Genomic DNA, 20,529 nt, shown 5'->3' with positions numbered 1-20,529 from the left:
CGGCCCCGACGGGCGGGGCCGGATCACCCGGTGCCGCAGGGCGGGTCAGCGCACGGGGTGACCCGAACCGCGCAGGGCGGCCTTGACCTCGGCGACGGTCAGCTCGCCGAAGTGGAAGACGCTGGCGGCGAGCACCGCGTCGGCGCCGGCGGCGATGGCCGGCGGGAAGTGGGCCACCTCGCCCGCGCCACCGCTGGCCACCACCGGCACGTCGACGACGGCGCGGACCGCGCCGATCAGCTCCAGGTCGAAGCCGGCCTTCGTGCCGTCGGCGTCCATCGAATTGAGCAGGATCTCCCCCGCGCCCAGCTCGGCGCCGCGCCGCGCCCACTCGACGGCGTCGAGCCCGGTGCCCCGGCGGCCGCCGTGGGTGGTCACCTCGAAGCCGCTCGCGGTGGTGCCGGCCGGCGCCCGGCGCACGTCGAGGGAGAGCACCAGCACCTGCCGGCCGAACCGGTCGGCGATCTCGGCGATCAGCTCGGGCCGGGCGATGGCCGCGGTGTTCACCCCGACCTTGTCGGCGCCGGCCCGCAGCAGCGTGTCGACGTCGGCGACCTGCCGCACGCCGCCGCCGACGGTGAGCGGGATGAAGACCGACTCGGCGGTGCGGCGCACCACGTCGAGCATGGTGCCCCGGTCGCTGGAGGAGGCGGTCACGTCCAGGAAGGTCAGCTCGTCGGCGCCCGCCCGGTCGTACGCCGCCGCCAACTCCACCGGGTCGCCCGCGTCGCGCAGGTCAAGGAAGTTGACCCCCTTGACCACCCGCCCGGCGTCCACGTCGAGACACGGGATCACCCGCACCGCCACCGTCATGCCGCGAAGCCTATCGCCCCGGCCCGCCCCGGCGGCCGCCGAGTGAGGCCGACCACCGGCGACGGGCGGCTCCGCCACGCGGCTCCCCGGGGGGCGGCTCCGCACCACGGCTCCGCACCACGGCTCCGGGGGGGGTGAGAAGGGGACCCTTCTCTACCGGAAGCGTTAACAAGGGGCCCTTCCTTACAGGCGCACCAGCATCTTGCCGAGGTTGTCGCCGCGCAGCAGGCCGAGGAACGCCTCCGGGGCGGCGGCGATGCCGTCGACGACCGTCTCGTCGTACGAGAGCCTGCCCTCGCGCAGCCAGCCGGCCACCTCCTGGACGAACTGGTCGCGCAGGTGGCCGTGGTCGCCGACGAGGAAGCCGCGCAGGGTGAGCCGCTTGCCGATGAGCATCGCCAGGTTGCGCGGCGCGGCCGGCGGCTCGGTGGCGTTGTACTGGGCGATCATCCCGCAGACGGCGGCCCGGCCGTGCAGCCGCAGCGCGCCGATCGCGGCCTCCAGGTGCTCGCCGCCGACGTTGTCGAAGTACACGTCGATCCCGTTCGGGGCGGCGGCGGCGAGCTGGTCGGCCACGGGGCCGTCGTGGTAGTCGAAGGCGGCGTCGAAGCCGAGCGCCCGCAGCCGCTCGACCTTGGCCGGCGAGCCGGCGCTGCCGACCACCCGGGCGGCGCCCTTCAGCTTGGCGATCTGGCCGACCATGCTGCCCACCGCGCCGGCCGCGCCGGAGACGAAGACGCTTTCCCCGGGCTGCATGGCGGCCACGTCGAGCAGGCCGGCGTACGCGGTCAGCCCGGTCATGCCGAGCACGCCCAGGTAGGCGCTCACCGGGGCCAGGGACGGGTCGACCTTGCGGGCGCCCTTGGCGTCGAGGAGCGCGTACTCCCGCCAGCCGAGGCCGTGCAGGACGGTGTCGCCGGGGACGATCCCGTTGCCCTCACCGGCCACCACCTCGCCGACCGCGCCGCCGTCGAGCGGGGCGTCGAGGGCGAACGGCGGCACGTACGACTTGACGTCGTTCATCCGTCCGCGCATGTACGGGTCGACGGACATGAACTGGTTGCGGACCACGAGCTGGCCGGGGCCCGGGGTGGGCACCTCGGTCTCGACGAGCCGGAAGTTGTCGGCGGTCGGCCACCCCTCGGGGCGGGAGGCGAGGTGGATCTCACGGTTGACGGTCACGGTGTCGGTCGTCCTCTCGGTCGCTGGTCGGGGCTGCATCAGGCGGGGCGCGGCGCGCGGCGACACCCGGGTGCGCCGGCGCCGCGCGCCACGGCTCAGGCGGCGAGGGTCTCGCGGACGGTGAGGGCGACCTCGACATTGCCCCGGGTCGCGTTCGAGTAGGGGCAGACCTGGTGGGCCTGGGCGACGAGCTGCTCGGCGGCCTCCCTGGGCACGGCCGGCAGGTCCACCACGAGGGCGGCGGTCAGGCCGAAGCCGCCGCTGCCGTTGGCGCCGATGCCCACCTCGGCCTCGACGACCGAGCCGGTCACGTCGGCCTTGGCGGCGCGGGCCACCCGACGCAGGGCGGAGTGGAAGCAGGCGGCGTAGCCGGCGGCGAAGAGCTGCTCCGGGTTCGCCGCACCGCCCGCGCCGCCCAGCTCCTTCGGGATCGCGAGGCCCAGCTCGAAGGTGCCGTCGGAGGTGCGGACGTGGCCGTCGCGGCCGTCGCCGGTGGCGCGGGCGTTGGCGGTGTAGAGGACCTGCATGGCGATCACTTCTCCTTCTGTCGGTGGATCGTCTCGGTGACCCGGTTGAGGGTGTCGCGCAGCCCGATCAGCTCGGCCTCGGTGAGCCCGGTGGCCAGCGCCACCCGCAGCGGCACCCCGCACATCCGCTCGCGCAGCGCGCGGCCGGCGTCGGTGAGGCGCACCTCGACCCGCCGCTCGTCGGCGGCGGACCGCGACCGGACCAGCACCCCGGCGGCCTCCAGCCGCTTGAGCAGCGGGGAGAGCGTGCCGGAGTCCAGCCGCAGGGCGGCGCCCAGCTCGGAGACGGTGGGCGCGTCGTCGCCGCGCTCCCAGAGCACCAGCAGCACCAGGTATTGCGGGTAGGTGAGCCCGAACTCGTCGAGGATCGGCCGGTAGACGTCGGTGAGGGCGCGCGACGCGGCGTAGAGCGCGAAGCACACCTGCCGTCCCAGCACCAGATCGTCGGTCACGGGAAAAACATAGTGCGCAATTGAGTTGTGCACAACCTAACGGGCCGCACTGTGCCCCGGCTCACCGCCGCCGGACGACGCACCGCCGCCGACCCGGCACCCCGGCAAGCGGGGTGCGCCGGGTCAGCGGTCGCCGAGGTACGCCTCCAGCTCCACCTCGACCAAGTGGTCGGGGTCGAGCAGGGCGGCCACCACGACCAGGGTCGCCGCCGGCCGGACCGCCCCGAACACCGCGTTGTGCGCCCGGCCCACCTCGTCGGCGTACGCGCGGTCCGTCACGTACATCCGGGTGCGCACCACGTCGCCGGGCCCCGCGCCGACCTCCGCGAGGGCCGCCAGGGCGATCCGCAGCGCCTGCGCGGTCTGCGCGGCGGCATCCCCCACGTGCACCACCCGGCCGTCGACCGTCGCCGTGCAGCCGGCCGTGACGGCCCGGTCGCCGGCCCGGACGACCCGGGAGTAGCCGTACCGCGCCTCCCAGGGGCCGCCCGAGCCCAACCGGGTGACGGTCACGCGGCGGCGAGCACGTCGAGGGCCTGCCGCACGGTGAACGCGCCCGCGTACAGCGCCTTGCCGGCGATCACGCCCTCCACGCCGACCGGCTCCAGGGTGGCCAGGGCGCGCAGGTCGTCCAGCGTCGAGACGCCACCCGAGGCGATCACCGGGGCGTCGGTGCGGGCGCAGACCTCGCGCAGCAGGTCCAGGTTCGGCCCGCGCATCGTGCCGTCCTTGGTGATGTCGGTCACCACGTAACGGGAGGCGCCCGCCTTGTCGAGCCGCTCCAGCACCTCGTACAGGTCGCCGCCGTCGCGGGTCCAGCCCCGCGCCGAGAGGGTACGACCCCGCACGTCCAGCCCGATGGCGACGCGGTCGCCGTACTCGCCGCAGACCCGGTCGCACCACTGCGGGTCCTCCAGCGCGGCGGTGCCGATGTTGACCCGCGCCGCGCCGGTGCCCAGCGCGGCCCGCAGCGACGCGTCGTCGCGGATCCCGCCGGACAACTCCACCTGCACGTCCAGCCGGCCCACCACGTCGGCCAGCAGCGCGGCGTTGGACCCCCGGCCGAACGCGGCGTCCAGGTCCACCAGGTGGATCCACTCCGCGCCGTCGCGCTGCCAGGCCAGCGCCGCCTCCAGGGGGTCGCCGTAGGCGGTCTCGCTGCCGGCGGCGCCCTGCACGAGCCGGACGGCCTGGCCGTCGGCGACGTCCACGGCGGGCAACAGGGTGAGGCTCAACGCTCTTCTCCTCGAATCGATAACGTGCGCGTCAGGACCGGCGGCCCAGTGCGATCACCACGGCCGCCGGCAGCACCAGCAGCAACAACACGACCAGCACCACCCGCAGCGCCAGGTCGTCGACGAAACTCCAGATGGCGACCAGCGCCACGCCGGTCAGGCCGACGATCGCGGCCCGCTCGCCCCGGGAGTGCCGGGCCAGCCGGCCGGCGCGGCGGCGAGGCCAGCGGGGCGTCAGCCGACGTACCACCGCGCGGCGGCGATCCCGGCGGGCCACCCGGCGGCGGCGCACGGCCCGCTCCCGCTCCAACTGGGCCTCGCGGGCCGCCCGGCGGCGGGCCCGCTCCTTGCTCACGCCGCGCCCCCCGGCCCGGTGCCCCGGCCGCGCGGGCCCCGCTCAGCCACCGGCGGGCACGGTGCCGAGCCAGTTACGCAGCAGCGCCGCGCCGGAGTCGGCCGACTTCTCCGGGTGGAACTGGGCGGCCGAGAGCGCGCCCCGCTCCACCGCCGCCACGAAGTCCGCCTCGTGGTGGGCGGTGGTCACCGCCGCGCCCGACGCCGCCAGCGCGCCCGCGTCGACCACCCCGTAGGAGTGGACGAAGTAGAAGCGGCTGTCGGCGGGCAGGCCCGCGAAGAGCACCGACGACGCCGGAGGTCGCACCGTGTTCCAGCCCATGTGCGGCAGCCGGGCGGCGGGCAGCCGGGTCACCGCGCCCGGCAGCAGCCCGAGCCCCTTGGTGACCACGCCGTGCTCGTCGCCGTGCTCGAAGAGCACCTGCATGCCCACGCAGATGCCCAGCACGGGCCGGCCGGCGGCGACCCGCTCGGCGATGACCGGGCCCGCGCCGAGCGCCTCGATCCCGGCCATGCAGGCGGCGTACGCGCCCACGCCCGGCACCACCAGGCCGTCGGCGTCGGCGGCGGCGGCCAGGTCGGCGGTGACGGTGACGTCGGCGCCGGCCCGGGCCAGGGCCCGCTCGGCCGAACGCAGGTTGCCCGAGCCGTAGTCGAGCACCACGACCCGCTTGACCAGATCGCCCATCAGCCCTCCCCGGGCAGCAGCCAGAGCACCCCACCGGCCGTGGCCAGCACCGCGAGCACCGCGGTGACCACCACCGCGCCGCGCGTCGCGCCCTGGCGGTGCAGCGAGACCGCCCCGCCGACCAGCACCCCGGCGAGGATCAGCAGCAGGGTCGGCAGCACCCCGCCCACGGCTACAACGCGCCCTTCGTGCTGGGGATCGCGCCGGCCGACCGGGGGTCGAGCGCGGTGGCCTCGCGCAGGGCGCGGGAGACCGCCTTGAACTGGGCCTCCACCACGTGGTGGGCGTCGGGGTGGCCGCCGGGGCGGGCCGCGCGCAGCACGTCCACGTGCAGGGTGATCCGGGCCGCCTGACCGAAGGACTCCCAGATGTGCCGGGTCATGCTGGTCGGGTAGACCGGCCCGATGTACGGGGCCAGCGCCGGCTCGTCGTGCACCACGTACGGGCGGCCCGACAGGTCGACGGCGGCCCGGACGAGGACCTCGTCCATCGGGACGGTCGCCGAGCCGTACCGCCGGATGCCGGCCTTGTCGCCCAGCGCCTGGTCGAACGCGGCGCCCAGGGCGAGCGCCGTGTCCTCCATCGTGTGGTGGGCGTCGATCTCCAGGTCGCCGACGGTGCGCACGGTCAGGTCGAAGCCGCCGTGCCGGGCGATCTGGTGCAGCATGTGGTCGTAGAAGCCGACCCCGGTGCCGATCTCGGCCCGGCCGGTGCCGTCGAGGTCGATCTCGACGAGCACCTTGGTCTCCTTGGTGATCCGCTCGACCCGGGCGGTGCGGCTCATCACAAACTCTCCATCGCGGTGAGGAAGGCGTCGGTCTCGGCGGGGGTGCCGGCGGTGACCCGCAGCCAGCCGGGCAGCCCGACGTCGCGCACGAGCACCCCCTGCTCCAGCAGGGCGCGCCAGGCCACCGCCTGGTCGCCGCCCACCTGGAACAGGACGAAGTTGGCGTCGCTGTCGGCGACCCGAAGGCCCCGGGCGCGCAGCTCGGCGACGATCCGGTCCCGCTGCCCCATGATCGCCTCGACCGTGGCCAGCAGGGCGTCGCGGTGCGCCAGGGCCGCGCGGGCGGCGGCCTGGGTGAGCGCCGACAGGTGGTAGGGCAGCCGCACGAGCTGCACCGCCGCCACCACGGCCGGATCGGCCGCGAGGTAGCCCAGCCGGCCGCCGGCGAACCCGAACGCCTTGCTCATCGTGCGGGTCACCACCAGCCTCGGGTGGCCGGGCAGCACCGCGAGGGCGCTGACCGTGCCGGGGCGGGCGAACTCGGCGTACGCCTCGTCGACCACCACCATGCCGGGCGCGGCGTCGAGGACGGCGGCGACCACCGCCGGGTCCAGCGCCGTGCCCGTCGGGTTGTTCGGCGAGCAGAGGAACACCACGTCGGGACGGTGCGCCCGGACCTGGGCGACCGCCTCGTCGGCGGTCAGCCCGAAGTCGACCCCGCGCTGCGCCGGCACCCACCGGGTGCCGGCGCCGAGCGCCAGCAGCGGGTGCATCGAGTACGCCGGCGTGAAGCCGAGCGCCGTGCGCCCCGGCCCGCCGAACGCCTGCAGGAGCTGCTGCTGGATCTCGTTGGAGCCGTTGGCCGCCCACACCTGCCCGACGGTGAGCCCGTGCCCCAGGTAGGCCGCCAGGTCGGCGCGCAGCGCCACGGCGTCGCGGTCGGGATAGCGGTTGAGGTCGCGCAGCTCGGCGGCGAGGGCCTTGCCGATCGCGTCGGCCACCGCCTCGGGCACCGGGTAGGAGTTCTCGTTGGTGTTCAGCCGCACCGGCACGTCGAGCTGCGGGGCGCCGTAGGGCGTCAGGCCCCGCAGGTCGTCACGGATCGGCAGCTCGTCGAGGGTCGTCACGAGGCGCTCCCGGGGAAGCGGACGCTGACCGCCTGGCCGTGGGCCGGCAGGTCCTCGACGCCGGCCAGGGTCACCACGTGCGGGGCCACCTCACGCAGCGCGTCGCGGGTGTATTCCACCAGGTGGATGCCGCGCAGGAAGGACTGCACGGACAGGCCGGAGGAGTGCCGGGCGCAGCCGCCGGTGGGCAGCACGTGGTTGGAGCCGGCGCAGTAGTCGCCGAGCGACACCGGCGACCACGCGCCGACGAAGATCGCCCCGGCGTTGCGGACCCGCAGCGCCCACTCGCGGGCGTTCTCGGTCTGGATCTCCAGGTGCTCGGCGGCGTACGCGTCGACCACCCGCAGGCCGTCCGCCAGGTCGTCGACCAGCACCACGCCGCTCTGCTCGCCGGTCAGCGCGGTGGTGACCCGGTCGGCGTGCTTCGTCGCCGGCACCTGCCGGGCCAGCTCGGCCTCGACGGCGTCGGCCAGCGCGACCGAGCAGGTGACCAGCACGCTGGCCGCGAGGGGGTCGTGCTCGGCCTGGCTGATCAGGTCGGCGGCGACGTGCGCCGGGTCGGCGGTGTCGTCGGCGAGGATCGCGATCTCGGTGGGGCCGGCCTCGGCGTCGATGCCGACCACGCCGCGCAGCAGCCGCTTCGCGGCGGTGACCCAGATGTTGCCCGGCCCGGTGATCATGTCGACGGGGTCGCAGCGCTGCGCGCCGTCGGGGTCGACCGTCGCGCCGTAGGCCAGCATCGCCACCGCCTGGGCGCCGCCGACGGCGTAGACCTCGTCGACGCCGAGCAGCGCGCAGGCCGCGAGGACCCGGGCGTCGGGCAGGCCGCCGTTCTCCTGCTGCGGCGGGCTGGCCACGACGAGCGACCGGACGCCGGCCGCCTGGGCGGGGACCACGTTCATCACCACGGTCGACGGGTACATCGCCAGGCCGCCGGGGACGTACAGGCCGACCCGCTCGACGGGGACCCAGCGCTCGGTGACGGTGCCGCCGGGCACCACCTGGGTGGTGTGGTCGACGCGGCGCTGGTCGGCGTGGACCTTGCGGGCCCGGCTGATCGACTCCAGCAGGGCGGCGCGGACCTGGGGGTCGAGCGTCCCCTCGGCCTCGGCGATCGCCTCGGCCGGCACCCGCAGCCGCTCCGGCGAGACCCCGTCGAAGCGCTCGCTCGCCTCGCGGATCGCCGGGTACCCATGATCGCGGACCGCCTCCACGAGGGGGCGGATCCGCTCGACCGCCACGGAGACGTCGAGCTGGGCACGGGGCAGCAGGCGGCGGGGGTCACGGACGCCGCCGCGCAGGTCGATCCGATTCAACACGCCTGCGAGTCTAGGCGGCCGGGCCGGCGGCGGCCCGCGCCGCCCGCACGCCGGGACGGTGAGCCGAGCCACGCCGGCCGCCGGGCGGGCCGCGACGGGCCCGGGGGCGGCCCCGCCGGGGGCGGGCGGGTCCTCCGGGGCGGGACGGGCCCCGCCGGGACGGCGCGGGCGGGCTAGGCTCGGTCCCGTGACTGCGCGGTTGCCGATCTTCCCCCTCGGGACGGTGCTCTTCCCCGGCCTGGTGCTGCCGCTGCACATCTTCGAGGAGCGCTACCGGGCCCTGGTGCGCCACCTGACGGGCCTGCCCGAGGGCGCCCCCCGGGAGTTCGGCGTGGTGGCCATCCGGGCCGGCTGGGAGGTCGCCCCCGGCACGCCCGGGCGGCCCGTCCCCGGCGTCGGCGGCGTCACGCTGCACGAGGTCGGCTGCACCGCCGAGCTGCGGCAGGTGACCGAGCTGGACGACGGCGGGTTCGACATCGTCACCGTGGGACGGCGGCGGTTCCGCGTCGCGCAGCTCGACGAGACCACCGAGCCCTACCTGACGGCCGAGGTCGAGTGGCTGCCCGAGCCGGGCGGCCCCGACGAGGCCGCCGACCTGCTCGCGGCCCGGGTGATCTCGGTGTTCCGGCAATACCTCGGGCTGATCCGCCCCGACCCGGAGGACATCTCCGAGCAGCTGCCGGAGGACCCGACGGTGCTGTCCCACCTGGTCGCCGCGACCGCCATGCTGACCGTCGACGACCGGCAGCGGCTGCTCGCGGTCGACGGCACCGCCGCCCGGCTCCGCGCCGAGCTGCGGCTGCTCAACCGCGAGGCGACCCTGCTGCGCCAGGTGCGGGCGGTTCCGGTGCCGCTGTCGGAGCTGGCGAGTCCGCCGACCCCGAACTGACCTGCGACCCGGTGGCGGGCGGGGCGGCGTAGACCCAGGACAGGTCGGGCTCGGGCTCCGGGCGCAGCGACGGCCAGCGCGACCAGCCGGCCAGCAGGGTGTACGTCACGGCCACGCCGAACGCCGGCAGCAGCAGGTTGCCGTACGGCAGGGGCAGCAGGTCGAACAGCCGGTGCAGGCCCCCGGCGCGCAGGTCGGCGGGCTTGGTGAACGCCTGCCCGTCCGGCGCGGAGGCCAGCAGCCGCTCGTACGCCGACAGGCCGACCCGCCGGCCGACCTGCCAGGCCACCAGGGCCGCGCCGAGGCCGCCGGCCGCACCGGCGAGCAGCCCGACGGGGCCGCGCCGGCGCCGCAGCAGCACCCACAGGGCCAGCGCGGCGAGCACGCCGAAGCCGAGCCCGAGCAGGCTGAACCAGCCGTCGGCGGCGATCGGCTGCTCCGGCTGCGGCTGGGCGTAGACGGCCCCCTCGGCGGTCTTGACCACCGGGGTGTCGGGGGCGACGGCCGCCCAGAGCAGCCCCAGCGGGACGCCCAGCGCGGTGAGGACGGCCGCCGCGCCCAGCGCCACGCCGATCACCCGGCCCGGGCGGCGCTCGGACGGAACCGGGCCGGCGAGGACCGGCCCGGTCGGCGGCGCGCCGAACGGATACTGGGGCGGACCGGCGAACGGCCCGGCGGGCGGCTGGTGGGCCGGGGGCCCGTGGACGAGCCCTTCGGTCGGGTCGGGGGCCGGGGCGGCGGGCGGCCCGGGGACCGGCCCGGCGGTCGGGTCGGGACGGGGCGCGGGGCGGTCGGCGTCGGAGGTGTCCGGGCTCACCCGATGATCCTTACAGACCGGGGGCGTCCCCGGGGCGTCGGTGCCTCCGCAGCCGGCTCGGCCGCCGCGGCGGCTCGTGGTCGCGGCCGGCTCAGCGGGCGAAGGGCTCCAGCATCACCGACGCCGCGCGCAGCCACGCCTGCCGGGTCTCCGGCTGGAGCTGGTGGTATTCGATCGAGGAGCCGGTCTCCAGCGCCGGGTCGTACGGCACCACGGCCACCGCCCGGGTGCGGGTGGCGAAGTGCCGCTCCAGGTCGGTCTGCAACGGCGAGCGGCCCGGCGTCGGGCAGGAGATCAGGGTGACGGCGTTGTCGGCCAGCTCGCCCATGCCGACCTCGTGCAGCAGGTCGAGCATCCAGTCGGCGCTGAACGCGGCGTCCTCCCGGGGCACGGTGGTCACCACGAGCTGGTCGGCGGCCTGCATCACCGTGCGCCAGTTGGGGCTCTCCACGTTGTTGCCGGTGTCCACGCAGACCACGTCGTGGGTGCGCCGCAGCAGCTCCAGCACCCGCTTGACGGTGAACTGGTCGAGCCGCTGGGCGAACCGGGGGCTCTCCTCCCCGGCCAGCACGTCGTACGAGCCGTCGGCGGCGTGCCGCAGGTAGTCGTCGAGGCTGCCGAGCAGGGCGGAGCCCTCCAGGATCTCGATCTGGGCGAGGTCGTGGATCAGGTGCCGGATCGTCCGGGCGTGCCGGGCGCTGCCGGCGCGCAGCCCGAGGGTGCCGCGCAGCTCGTTGTCGTCCCAGGCGAGCACGCCCCGGCCACGCACGCTGCCGACGGTGGCGGCGGCCAGCACCGTGGCCGTGGTCTTGTGCACCCCGCCCTTGGGGTTGGCGAAGGCGAGCACCCGGGGCGTGCCCAGGTCGCGGCGGAGCACCCCGGCGGCGCGTTCCAGCTCGCTCTCGGCGCTCTGCGCCCGCCACTCGATGCGGGCCGGATAGCCCCGCTCGACCACCGCGGGCGGCCCGGGCGGCGGCTGGTAGACCGGCTCGGCGACGGGCGGGTAGGCCGCCTCGGCCCGGTAGGCCGGCTCCGCCGGGGGCGGCTGGTAGGCGGGCTCCACGACCGGCGGCTGGTAGACCGGGTCGGCCGGGGGCGGCTGGTAGGCCTGCTCGGGGCGGTAGCCGCCGCTGTCGAGCAGCGAGTAGCGCGACTCGACCGGCGGGGGCTCGGGGCGGTAGCCGCCGCCGTCGAGCAGTGAGTAGCGGGACTGGGCGGGCGGCGGCGGGTCGGCGCGGCGCACCGGCTCCGGGTCGAGGCGCCCGGGGGCGGACCGCCACGACGGCTCGGCCGGATAGGTCGGCTCCTGCGGATAGCCGGAAGGCTCGGGCTGGTAGCCCAGCGGATCGGCCGGGTAGGCCGGCGGCTCCGGCTGCTGGTAGCCCGGGGGCTCCGGCTGGTAGCCCGGCGGCTCCGGCTGGTACGCCGGGTCGATCCGGTAGGCCGGGTCCACCCGGTAGCTCGCCCCGGCCCGGTAGCCGCCGCGCGCCGGCTCCGCCGGGTAACCGGGCTCCGCGGCGTACGACTGCTCGCCCGGCGGGCCGATCGCCGCCGCCCGCCCGGCGTAGCCGTTGCCGGACGTGCGCCGGGGCAGCGGCTCGGGCGCCGCGCGCGGCGCCTCCTCGGCGTGGCGGTCGGCCTCGGCCTGCTCCGCGGTGCGACCGCCGAGCCGCGCCCGGTCGAGCAGCGCCCGCCACCGCGGTGCTGGTTCGGCCGGCCGACCCCAGCTGGTCTCCGTGCCGTCCAAGGCTCGCCCTCCCAGCGCCATCGATCTCCGCCTGACAGGCTACGAACGAAACCCTATTCGGACCACACCGGTCCGCGCACATCCTGATTCGGCTTTGTCACTTCTCCACCACCGTTCGGCTGCCCACGGACGCGTCCGGGGAGGTCGCGACGCCGGACGGGGTCGCGGCGGGTCCGACCCGGTCGACGTTCGGTGAGGAACCCGTCGCCGTCGGTGCCGCTTCCGACGTTTCGCCCACCAGCGGCGTCGGGCCGGCGTCGGCCGGCGGACGGGCCACGTCGCGCTGCTCGGGCAGCGGCGGGGTCACCACCGTCCGGTCCAGCCGGCGCAGCTCCGGGGCCGGGTCGACGGCGCGGACCCCGGGCCGGGCGGCCAGGGCGCGCAGCGCGTCCGGCGCGGCCCGCACGACGGCGGCGTAGGCGCAGGCGCACCCCGCCCGGTACGCCGCCGCCTCGCCCGCCGCGACCAGCGCCCCGGTCTCGTACGCCCGGCGCAGCTCGGCGTCGTCGGCGGCGGCGGCCCGGGCCCGCTGGTCGGCGGCCTCGCGGTCCTTGCGCCCCGCCATGCCGGCCATCCCCACCACCACGTCCTGCGGGAGCCGCTGGGCCGACAGCCGGACGATCTCGGTCTGCCGGCCGGGCAGCGGCGCCCGCGCCACCACCTCGGCCACCGCGACCCCGGCGAGCGTGTCGGCCAGCCGGTCCGGCGCGAGGTAGTCCGCGAACGACACCAGCGCGTACGTGCCCGACGGCGACCCATCCGACGGCAGGGCCGTGAGCTCGGCGGCGGCGGCGCGCAGGTACTCGGGGACCGACCCGCCGGGCGGCACCCCGACCCGGGTCACCTCGCCCACCGTGCGGTCGCCCACCGGCCGGTCGTGGCGGCCGACCCAGCCGGCCGCGACCAGCACCGCCGCCACCGACAGCAGCGCGGCGACGGTGAGCGCGCGGGGCCGGCGTCGGGCCGCGCGGCCGCCCGGCCGACCGGGGTCTCGGCTGGTCACCGGGTCAGTCGCGGAGGACCCGCAGCGCCCGGTCCAGGTCGTCGGGATAGTCGCTCACGAAGGTCACCTCGTCGCCCGTGCGGGGGTGCTGGAAGCTCAGCGACCGGGCGTGCAGCCACTGCCGCGCCAACCCGAGCCGGGCCGACAGGGTCGGGTCCGCGCCGTAGGTGACGTCACCGACGCAGGGGTGGCGCAGCGAGGAGAAGTGCACCCGGATCTGGTGGGTGCGCCCCGTCTCCAGCCGGACGTCGAGCAGGCTCGCCGACGGGAACGCCTCCAGCGTGTCGTAGTGGGTGATGCTCGGCTTGCCGCCGGAGACCACCGCCCACCGGTAGTCGTGGTGCGGGTGCCGGTCGATCGGGGCGTCGATGGTGCCGCGCGACGGGTCCGGGTGCCCCTGCACCACGGCGTGGTAACGCTTCTCCACCTCGCGGTACTTGAAGGCCCGCTTCAGCGCCGTGTACGCCTGCTCGCTCTTGGCCACCACCATGATCCCGGTGGTGCCCACGTCGAGCCGGTGCACCACGCCCTGCCGCTCGGCCGCGCCGCTGGTGGAGATGCGGTGCCCGATCCCGGCCAGCCCGCCGATCACGGTCGGCCCGGTCCAGCCGGGGCTGGGGTGGGCGGCGACGCCGACCGGCTTGTCCACGACCACGATGTCGTCGTCGGCGTACACGACGGTGAGGCCGGGCACCGCCTGCGGCACGACGGTCGGCGGGGCGACCGGGGCGGGCAGCGTCACCTCCAGCCAGGAGCCGGCCTTGACCTTGTGCGAGTTCGGCCGCACGACGCCGTCGACCAGCGCGTCCCCGCCGTCGACCAGGTTCGCGGCGGCGGTGCGGGAGAGCCCGAACAGCCGGGACACCGCCTGGTCGAGCCGCATGCCGTCCAGGCCGTCGGGGACCGGCAGGGAACGGTGGTCGCCGCCGGCGGCGAACGCGGCCGTCACGCCCGCTCCCCCTGCTCGACCGGGACCTCGGCGGCCGGCTTGTCCCGGCCGAGCCGGGAACCGTCACGCTGGCGGCCCGTCAGCTCCAGGAACACGGCGAGCACCACGCCGCAGACCAGCGCGCTGTCGGCCAGGTTGAACACCGGCCACACCTGCCCGTACGGGTCGAAGAGGCTGATCATGTCGACCACGTGCCCGACGAAGTGGCCGGGTGCGCGGAAGATCCGGTCGGCCAGGTTGCCCAGCGCCCCGCCCAGCACCAGGCCGAGCGAGACCGCCCACGGCACCGAACGCAGCCGCAGCGCCATCCAGCCGATCCAGCCGATCACCGCGATGGTGATCAGCGGGAAGACCCAGGTGTGGTCGCTGCCGATGCTCCACGCCGCCCCGCTGTTGCGGGTGAGGCTGAGGTAGACCGCGCCCCCGAGCAGCTTCACCGGCTCCCGGTCGCTGAGCGCCTGCAACGCGAGGTGCTTGGTGAGCAGGTCGGCCAGGAAGGCGAACAGGCCGACGCCGGCGAGGAGCACGATCGCCCGGCGTCGGGCCCTGCCTCCGCCCGGCTCGGCGGTGCCGGTCTCGGTTCCGGCGGGCGGTGTAGCCGTCATCTGCTCCCCATCGACGCTCCCGGCGGTGATCGCTCACCGCCCTGACCGGCCGGGGAGCGAGGTCAGCGCCGCTCCTCCAGCTGCTTGCACTTCACGCAGAGGGTCGCCGACGGGAAGGCGGCGAGCCGCTCCACCGGGATCGGGTCGCCGCACTTCTCGCACCAGCCGTAGCCGCCCTCGTCGAGCCGCTCCAGGGCCCGCTCGACCTGCGTGATCCGTTCCCGGATGCTGTTGGCGAGTGAGATCTCCTGCTCCCGCTCGAACGTCTTGGTGCCGGTGTCGGCCTGGTCGTCCCCGGCCGAGTCGGTCAGCCGGTCGCGCTGCAGCTCGGTGATCTCGCTCAACGTCTGATCGTACTCGGCGCTCAGCTCGTCGCGGCGGGCCGCCAGCGCCGCCCGGATCTTCTCGGTCTCCGCGGCGCTGCGGGTGGTCCTGGCCACCGGCTTGCGCCCGGCGGTCCTGGTGTCGGCTGGCTTCACCATCGTCACTCCCTCGCGCCACGGGACCGCGGCATGCCACGGCCTCTGGACAGGGGTCACCGGCCTGGCGCCCCCAGGTAACAAAACGGGCGCGCAGCGAGGACCGCCGCGCACTCCGGAGGTTGGCAAGAATACGGAACGTACAGGCGTCCGACAACGTGCCGCACCGCCGCACCGCTAATCCGCCCCGAAAAGCCCTCAAATGGGCAAAAGGAACGCTAGCAGATCAGTCGTCGCGGTCGTCGCCGTACTCGCCAAACCACCGCGCCAGGCGGCCCCGGCGGCTCACCGCCCGCAGCCGCCGCTCGGCGGCGTCCCGCACCCCGGCGGTGGCCACGATCAGCAGGCTGTCGCCCGCCTTCAGCCGCGTGTCCGGGCCGGGCACGAAGCCCACCCCGTCGCGCAGCACCAGCGTCACCGACGCGCCCACCGGCAGCCGAAGCTCGTCCACGTGCACCCCGCCCAGCCGCGAGCCCGGCGGCACCTCCAACTGGAGCAGGTCGGCCCGCATCCGCTCCAGCGGCGCGGTCTCCACCCGGATCTCCGCCGGCTCGGCGGGCGCGGTGACCCGCAGCCGGCGCGCGGCCGGGGCGAGCGTGCCCGCCTGGAGCACAGTGAAGATCACCACCAGCACGAAGACCGCGTCGAAGAGCTGCTCCGCCCCCGGCACCCGCTGCGACAGCGGGATGGTCGCCAGCACGATCGGCACCGCCCCGCGCAGCCCCGCCCAGGACAGGAACGCCTGCTCGCGCGGGCCGACGCGGAACGGGGTGGCCGACACCGCCACCGACAGCGGCCGGGCCAGCAGCAGCAGCGCCAGCCCGGCGACCACCGCCGGCAGCACCGCCGCCTCCAGCCGGCCCGGCGAGACCAGCAGCCCGAGCAGCACGAACAGGCCGATCTGGGCCAGCCAGGCCAGCCCGTCGGCGAAGCCGAGGATCGCCTGCCGGTGCGGCAGCCGGGCGTTGCCCAGCAGCACTCCCGCCACGTACACGGCGAGGAAGCCCGACGCGTGCAGCACCGCACCGGCGGCGTACGCGAGCACCGTGAAGCCGACCACCGCGATCGGGTACAGCCCCGCCGAGGGCAGCGCCGCCCGGCGCAGCGCCGCCCGGCCGGCCAGCCCCGCGCCCACCCCGACGGCCGCGCCCACGCCCAGCTCGTAACCGAGCAGCAGCACCTCGTACCACCAGGGGTGACCGGCCTCGGTGGCCGAGCGGGACAGCAGCACCACCAGCAGCACCACCGGGGCGTCGTTCATCCCCGACTCGGCCTCCAGGGTGGCGACCAGCCGGGGTGGCAGACGCAGCCGGCGCAGGGTGGCGAAGACGGCGGCGGCGTCGGTGGACGAGAGCACCGCACCGTAGAGCATCGCCAGCCGCCAGTCCAGCCCGAGCAGCAGGTGCACCGCCAGGCCGACCACCAGGATGCTCACCACCACGCCGACGGTGGACAGCGCCGAGGCGAGGCCCAGCACCGGGCGCAGGGTGCTCCACCGGGCGGTCAGCCCGCCCTCGGCGATGATCACGATCAGGGCGCAGAAGCCGAGGGTGCGGGTCAGGTCGACGTCGTCGAAGCGGATGCCCAGCCCGGACTCGCCGATGGCCACCCCGAGGGCCAGATAGACCAGGAGGCTGGGCACGCCGAGGCGGGTCGAGAAGCGGACCGCGCCGACCGCCACCAGCAACACCCCGGCGCCGAGCAGCAGTGCGAGATCGAACCCGGGCGTCATGCCGGCCCGGTGCGGCCAGCCGTCACCGGCCGGCCCCGTCGCGCAGTCGGCGCAGCGTCTCCGTCAGCTCCGGCGTCGGGCGCTCGACCGCGAAGAGCTTGTCCCGGCTCGCCGCCCCGGCCCGCAGCGCGACGGCCGCCGGCCGGACGCCGAGCGCGTCGGCGAGGGCCCGGCGGGCCGCCTCGGTCGCCCGGCCGTCGACCGGCGGGGCGTTCACGGCGATCACCAGTGCCGGCCCGAGCGGGCCGTCGTGCCGGCCGCCGACGCGGGCACGGGAGGCACCCGGCTTGACCCGCACGGCGACGGTGAGCATGTCGTCCATCGGGCGTCAGAGCGGCCGGGCGTCGGCGAGGAGGGCATCGTCCGGGGCGCAGCGGGCGCACGGGGTGAACCCGAGCCGCACCGCCTCGGCCACCGGCAGCGGCTCGGCCTCCCGGCCGTAGAGGTGGGGGCAGTCGGACAGGTGGTAGCGGGGCCGGCCGTCCACCACCTGGACCTCCGCGTCGAGCTCGGCGACCAGCGCCGCGTCGGCCGGGGACACCCGCAGCGCGGGCGGCTCGTCGAGGGGCGTGGCGGTCTCGCCCGCCGCGTCGGCGGGCGGGTCCGCCCCGGCGGCCGGCGACCCGGGCGGTTGCCGCCACCCGGGGTCGTCGGCGCCGATCGTGGACGAAACGCGTTGGGCCGGAATGTCCGGCCCGGGCGGGGGCTCGGCCGCGTCCCACGGGACGCGGCCCGCCGGAGGCAGGTGCTCCCCGGACGGGTCGGGGTCGACCCGCGCGGCTGCCGCCCGGGTGGCGGCCGCCTGGCGGGCACCCACCACCAACGCGACGGCGGCCAGCAGGCTGGCCGCGATGGACGCGGCCAGCAGCACGCTGGAGCCACCGGTGAGGCCGACCACCAGGAGCACGACCGCGACGAGGATGAGCAACAGGCTTGCGACTATCACGGCTCACCCCCGCCGCGTCGGATGCAGGTGGCACGGTCGGCGGCCGTCCCCACGACGGCCGCCGCACCGAAGATCAGCGGCCGGACTCCAGCGCGCCGGAGCGCCCGCCACCGTACGAGCCGGCGAGGCCGGCAGCCGCGAGGCCGTTGCTGCCCCCGACGGCCCGGCCGCCCTCGGCCCGGGTCATCTCGGCCTCCAGGCCCTGACCACGGCCGTCGAGGTCGCGCAGCTGGCTCTCCAGGTAGGCCTTGAGCCGCGTGCGGTACTCCCGCTCGAACTGCTTGAGCTCCTCGATGTGCTTCTGCAGCGCGGTGCGCTTGGCGTCGAGGCCGCCCATGGCCTCCTGGTGCCGCTGGCGGGCGTCGCGCTCCAGGGCGTCAGCCTTGGCGCGCGCCTCGCGGGTGACCTCCTCGGCCTTGGACCGGGCCTCGGAGAGCAGCTGGTCGGCCTCGCGGCGGGCGTCGGAGACGTGGTCGTCGGCGGTGCGCTGGGCCATCATCAGCACCCGCAGCGCCTGCTGCTCGCCGTCGCCGGCCACGGCCGGGCCACCCTGGGCGCGGACCTGCTCCAGCTCGGCCTGCATCGCCCGGGCGGCCTGCTCGGCGGCCACCTTGTCGCGCTGCACCCGGTCGAGCTGGGCCTTGACGTCGTTGAGCTCCGCGGCGAGCCGGGCGTCACCGCCCGGACCGGCGGGGGCACCGCCGCGACCGCCGCGCTCCACCTGGGCGCGCAGCTCGTTGTTCTCCTCGATCAGACGGGCAAGCTCACGCTCGACCTCGTCCAGGAAGGCGTCGACCTCCTCCTCGTCGTACCCCCGCTTGCCGATCGGCGGCTTTTTGAAGGCGACGTTGTGGACGTCGGCCGGGGTCAGCGGCATCGAAACTCCTCGGGTCAGTTGCGGCCGCGTAGCGGGCTGGACCTGCGGGTCTTCATCACCCGAGGATCAGCCGCTTCAACACGAACTCCATCAGCACGAACAGGATAACCAGGAGCACAAGGGAGGCCAGGTCGATGCTCACGGTACCAATTCGCAGCGGAGGGATCACACGCCTCAACGCCTTGAGAGGCGGATCAGTGACGCTCCACACGGATTCCAGCCCCACCGTCGCTCCCCGGCCGGGCTGCCAGCGGCGCCCGTAGGCGAGGACCGCGCTGAGGACAAACCGGGCCAGAAGAATGATCAGGAAGACATACAGAATCAGGTACAGCACTTGCAGCAGGATCGACAACACAGCAGGCGACGTCCCTCGGTCGGGCGGGGCTAACTCAGGCTGAAGAACCCACCCTCAGCGATCTTGGCCTTGTCCTCCGCGGTGACCTGGACGTTGGCCGGTGAGAGCAGGAACACCCGGTTGGTCACGCGCTCGATCGTACCGCGCAGCCCGAAGGCCAGCCCGGCGGCGAAGTCGACCAACCGGCGGGCATCGGCCTCGTCCATCTCGGTGAGGTTGATGATCACCGGGACGCCGTCGCGGAAGTGCTCCCCGATCGTGCGGGCCTCGCGGTAGGTGGTGGGGTGCAGCGTGGTGATCTGGTAACGCTGCTCCTCCTCCACCGGGGCCACCCGCTCCCTCGGCTGGGCCTGCGGGGCCAGGGCGAGGTTGTCCCGCGTGTGGTAGGTGAGCGCGCCGGAGCCCTCCCCGCCGGAGCTGCGGGTGATCGACCGGACGCTGGACCGGTCGGGTCGCTCGACCCGCTCGGCGCGCTCCGGCCGGTCGGAGTCCGCCCGGTCCCGGTCGGAGTCCAGCGGACGGGTGGCGGAGCGCTCGGTCAGCCGACCCCGCTCGCCGGCCCGGGGCCGCGGCGCCGGCGGCTCGTCGGCATCGTCATCGTCGTCGTCGGCGAACTCCTCGGCGTACCGGCCCTGCCGGTAGCGCGACGACTCCCGGTAGCCACCCTTTTCGTAGCCACCGTCGTCGTACGCCCGCTCGTCGTCCTCCTCGACCAGACCGAGCCAGACCCCCGCCTTGCGCAGTGCACCCATCCCGCGCCCTTCCGTCCGCCGTGCGGCACGCGCCCCCGTGCCGTGTCGCTTCTCGCGAGTGGACAACCTGCCCACCGGACCGGAACAGCAATCCCCGGCCCACGATTCGCGGTCGTGGGCCGCGCCCCCTGACGACGGGACGCCGCTCCTGAAACAACACTGATGTAATTTGCTTCTCTCGCGGGTCAGGCTACCGCAGCGTGGAACGCATTCCGAGCAACGCGCTGCCGACGCGGACATGTGTCGCGCCGTGTCGGATCGCCGCCTCCAGGTCCCCGCTCATCCCGGCGGAGAGCACAACCGCCTCCGGATGGGCCGCGCGGAACGCCTGCGCCACCTCCGCGAGCCGGGCGAACGCCCGCTGCGGCTCCCAGCCCAGCGGCGCCACCGCCATCAGCCCGGCCAGCCGCAGCCCCGCCGCGCCGGCCACCGCCTCGGCCACCGGGCCGAGCCCGACGTCCGCGTCGGCCGAGCCCGGCAGCGCCCCGCCCCGGTCCGGGTCGGCGTCGATGCTGACCTGCACCAGCACGTCGACGGGCCGGGCCCGGCCCGCCTGGGCCGCGCCGTCGAGCGCCCGGGCCAGCCGGACGCTGTCGACCGACTGGACGACGTCGGCGTAGCGGACCACCGACCGGCACTTGTTGCGCTGCAACTGCCCGATGAAGTGCCAGCGGGGCGTCGCCCCGGCGGCGGCCACCTCGGCGGCCTTGCCGGCGGCCTCCTGGTCCCGGTTCTCCCCCATGTCGACCACGCCGAGCCCGGCCAGGGCCAGCACGTCGGAGGCCGGATAGGTCTTGGTCACCGCGACCATGGTCACCTCGGCGCGGTCCCGCCCCGCCGCCGCGCAGGCGTCCGCGATGCGGGACCGGACCCGGGCCAGCCCGGCCGCCAGCTCGGCCCGGCGGTCGGGGTGGCCCGGGTCCGGGCGCACCGTCGGGTTCACGTCGGTCATCT

26 protein-coding genes are annotated in these 20,529 nt (G+C 75.8%); 1 reads left to right on the top strand and 25 read right to left on the bottom strand.

Translation table 11 applies throughout. From position 1 onward, the window contains the following. Nucleotides 1–45 precede the first annotated feature (45 nt). From hisF to hisD, 12 genes are all read right to left on the bottom strand, one after another. The gene (gene hisF, locus ACVMYR_RS17380) at nucleotides 46–813 is read right to left on the bottom strand and encodes an imidazole glycerol phosphate synthase subunit HisF (protein WP_043967348.1); all 768 of its coding nucleotides are present in this window, start codon (nucleotides 811–813) and stop codon (nucleotides 46–48) included. Between the two features lie 183 nt (nucleotides 814–996). Further along, nucleotides 997–2,034 carry an NADP-dependent oxidoreductase gene (locus ACVMYR_RS17375; RefSeq protein WP_077939079.1) on the bottom strand — a complete coding sequence of 346 codons (1,038 nt, stop codon included), beginning with the start codon at nucleotides 2,032–2,034 and terminating at the stop codon, nucleotides 997–999. Between the two features lie 56 nt (nucleotides 2,035–2,090). After that, complete coding sequence (locus ACVMYR_RS17370) at nucleotides 2,091–2,522, bottom strand: organic hydroperoxide resistance protein (RefSeq protein WP_077939078.1); 432 nt, start codon at nucleotides 2,520–2,522, stop codon at nucleotides 2,091–2,093. Nucleotides 2,523–2,527: 5 nt separating this feature from the next. Further along, nucleotides 2,528–2,974 carry a MarR family winged helix-turn-helix transcriptional regulator gene (locus tag ACVMYR_RS17365; RefSeq protein ID WP_043967344.1) on the bottom strand — a complete coding sequence of 149 codons (447 nt, stop codon included), beginning with the start codon at nucleotides 2,972–2,974 and terminating at the stop codon, nucleotides 2,528–2,530. 123 nt (nucleotides 2,975–3,097) lie between these two features. Next, nucleotides 3,098–3,487 carry a Rid family hydrolase gene (locus ACVMYR_RS17360; protein WP_457122217.1) on the bottom strand — a complete coding sequence of 130 codons (390 nt, stop codon included), beginning with the start codon at nucleotides 3,485–3,487 and terminating at the stop codon, nucleotides 3,098–3,100. Next, nucleotides 3,484–4,209, bottom strand: coding sequence for a bifunctional 1-(5-phosphoribosyl)-5-((5-phosphoribosylamino)methylideneamino)imidazole-4-carboxamide isomerase/phosphoribosylanthranilate isomerase PriA (gene priA, locus ACVMYR_RS17355; protein ID WP_091278328.1), 726 nt, complete (start codon nucleotides 4,207–4,209; stop codon nucleotides 3,484–3,486). Before priA ends, ACVMYR_RS17360 begins: the two co-directional genes overlap by 4 nt. 31 nt (nucleotides 4,210–4,240) lie before the next feature. Continuing rightward, nucleotides 4,241–4,564, bottom strand: coding sequence for a hypothetical protein (locus ACVMYR_RS17350; RefSeq protein WP_396787866.1), 324 nt, complete (start codon nucleotides 4,562–4,564; stop codon nucleotides 4,241–4,243). Nucleotides 4,565–4,606: 42 nt separating this feature from the next. Beyond that, nucleotides 4,607–5,251 carry an imidazole glycerol phosphate synthase subunit HisH gene (gene hisH, locus ACVMYR_RS17345; protein ID WP_077939072.1) on the bottom strand — a complete coding sequence of 215 codons (645 nt, stop codon included), beginning with the start codon at nucleotides 5,249–5,251 and terminating at the stop codon, nucleotides 4,607–4,609. Next, nucleotides 5,251–5,421: a hypothetical protein gene (locus tag ACVMYR_RS17340; protein ID WP_176734836.1), complete on the bottom strand. Its 171-nt coding sequence runs from the start codon at nucleotides 5,419–5,421 to the stop codon at nucleotides 5,251–5,253. Before ACVMYR_RS17340 ends, hisH begins: the two co-directional genes overlap by 1 nt. Before the next feature lie 2 nt (nucleotides 5,422–5,423). Next, nucleotides 5,424–6,035 carry an imidazoleglycerol-phosphate dehydratase HisB gene (hisB, locus tag ACVMYR_RS17335; RefSeq protein WP_043967336.1) on the bottom strand — a complete coding sequence of 204 codons (612 nt, stop codon included), beginning with the start codon at nucleotides 6,033–6,035 and terminating at the stop codon, nucleotides 5,424–5,426. Next, nucleotides 6,035–7,105, bottom strand: coding sequence for a histidinol-phosphate transaminase (locus tag ACVMYR_RS17330; protein ID WP_396787865.1), 1,071 nt, complete (start codon nucleotides 7,103–7,105; stop codon nucleotides 6,035–6,037). The genes hisB and ACVMYR_RS17330 overlap by 1 nt, the downstream gene beginning before the upstream one ends. Beyond that, nucleotides 7,102–8,424, bottom strand: a complete 1,323-nt coding sequence (gene hisD, locus ACVMYR_RS17325; RefSeq protein WP_077939070.1) for a histidinol dehydrogenase — start codon at nucleotides 8,422–8,424, stop codon at nucleotides 7,102–7,104. Before hisD ends, ACVMYR_RS17330 begins: the two co-directional genes overlap by 4 nt. A 187-nt stretch (nucleotides 8,425–8,611) precedes the next feature. On the opposite strand from hisD, the gene ACVMYR_RS17320 reads away from it, so the two are divergent. Continuing rightward, nucleotides 8,612–9,313 (top strand): LON peptidase substrate-binding domain-containing protein, encoded by a 702-nt coding sequence (locus ACVMYR_RS17320; protein ID WP_077939069.1) that lies wholly within the window; start codon nucleotides 8,612–8,614, stop codon nucleotides 9,311–9,313. Here ACVMYR_RS17320 and ACVMYR_RS17315 read toward each other — a convergent pair. The 13 genes from ACVMYR_RS17315 to ACVMYR_RS17255 all read right to left on the bottom strand — a co-directional run bounded on the left by ACVMYR_RS17315 (nucleotide 9,228) and on the right by ACVMYR_RS17255 (nucleotide 20,527). Beyond that, entirely contained in the window at nucleotides 9,228–10,130 is a 903-nt protein-coding gene (locus tag ACVMYR_RS17315) for a DUF2567 domain-containing protein (RefSeq protein ID WP_457122216.1), read from the bottom strand. The genes ACVMYR_RS17320 and ACVMYR_RS17315 overlap by 86 nt on opposite strands. A 91-nt stretch (nucleotides 10,131–10,221) precedes the next feature. Then, nucleotides 10,222–11,898, bottom strand: a complete 1,677-nt coding sequence (locus ACVMYR_RS17310; protein ID WP_457122215.1) for an AAA family ATPase — start codon at nucleotides 11,896–11,898, stop codon at nucleotides 10,222–10,224. Between the two features lie 76 nt (nucleotides 11,899–11,974). Next, nucleotides 11,975–12,880 carry a hypothetical protein gene (locus ACVMYR_RS17305; RefSeq protein ID WP_457122214.1) on the bottom strand — a complete coding sequence of 302 codons (906 nt, stop codon included), beginning with the start codon at nucleotides 12,878–12,880 and terminating at the stop codon, nucleotides 11,975–11,977. A 4-nt stretch (nucleotides 12,881–12,884) separates the two neighbouring features. After that, a complete protein-coding gene (locus ACVMYR_RS17300) occupies nucleotides 12,885–13,829 on the bottom strand; it encodes an RluA family pseudouridine synthase (protein WP_077939063.1) in 945 nt (314 codons plus the stop codon). Next, on the bottom strand, nucleotides 13,826–14,434 hold the full coding sequence (gene lspA, locus ACVMYR_RS17295) for a signal peptidase II (protein ID WP_043967322.1): 609 nt from the start codon (nucleotides 14,432–14,434) through the stop codon (nucleotides 13,826–13,828). The genes ACVMYR_RS17300 and lspA overlap by 4 nt, the downstream gene beginning before the upstream one ends. Nucleotides 14,435–14,496: 62 nt before the next feature. Continuing rightward, a complete protein-coding gene (locus ACVMYR_RS17290) occupies nucleotides 14,497–14,916 on the bottom strand; it encodes a TraR/DksA family transcriptional regulator (RefSeq protein WP_043969309.1) in 420 nt (139 codons plus the stop codon). A 223-nt stretch (nucleotides 14,917–15,139) separates the two neighbouring features. Next, nucleotides 15,140–16,645 (bottom strand): potassium/proton antiporter, encoded by a 1,506-nt coding sequence (locus ACVMYR_RS17285; RefSeq protein WP_077939062.1) that lies wholly within the window; start codon nucleotides 16,643–16,645, stop codon nucleotides 15,140–15,142. A gap of 22 nt (nucleotides 16,646–16,667) precedes the next feature. Further along, nucleotides 16,668–16,967, bottom strand: coding sequence for a DUF167 domain-containing protein (locus ACVMYR_RS17280; protein WP_457122213.1), 300 nt, complete (start codon nucleotides 16,965–16,967; stop codon nucleotides 16,668–16,670). 6 nt (nucleotides 16,968–16,973) lie between these two features. Continuing rightward, a complete protein-coding gene (locus ACVMYR_RS17275; protein ID WP_457122212.1) occupies nucleotides 16,974–17,591 on the bottom strand; it encodes a hypothetical protein in 618 nt (205 codons plus the stop codon). A gap of 73 nt (nucleotides 17,592–17,664) precedes the next feature. Further along, a complete protein-coding gene (locus tag ACVMYR_RS17270; RefSeq protein WP_043967314.1) occupies nucleotides 17,665–18,468 on the bottom strand; it encodes a DivIVA domain-containing protein in 804 nt (267 codons plus the stop codon). Between the two features lie 55 nt (nucleotides 18,469–18,523). After that, nucleotides 18,524–18,823, bottom strand: coding sequence for a YggT family protein (locus ACVMYR_RS17265; protein WP_043967312.1), 300 nt, complete (start codon nucleotides 18,821–18,823; stop codon nucleotides 18,524–18,526). A gap of 29 nt (nucleotides 18,824–18,852) precedes the next feature. Then, nucleotides 18,853–19,575 carry a cell division protein SepF gene (locus ACVMYR_RS17260; protein ID WP_043967310.1) on the bottom strand — a complete coding sequence of 241 codons (723 nt, stop codon included), beginning with the start codon at nucleotides 19,573–19,575 and terminating at the stop codon, nucleotides 18,853–18,855. 190 nt (nucleotides 19,576–19,765) lie between these two features. After that, a complete protein-coding gene (locus ACVMYR_RS17255) occupies nucleotides 19,766–20,527 on the bottom strand; it encodes a YggS family pyridoxal phosphate-dependent enzyme (RefSeq protein WP_457122211.1) in 762 nt (253 codons plus the stop codon). Nucleotides 20,528–20,529: the final 2 nt, after the last annotated feature.

Source organism: Micromonospora sp. PTRAS2 (genome assembly GCF_054052245.1).
This window is presented reverse-complemented; position numbering and strand designations above follow the sequence as displayed.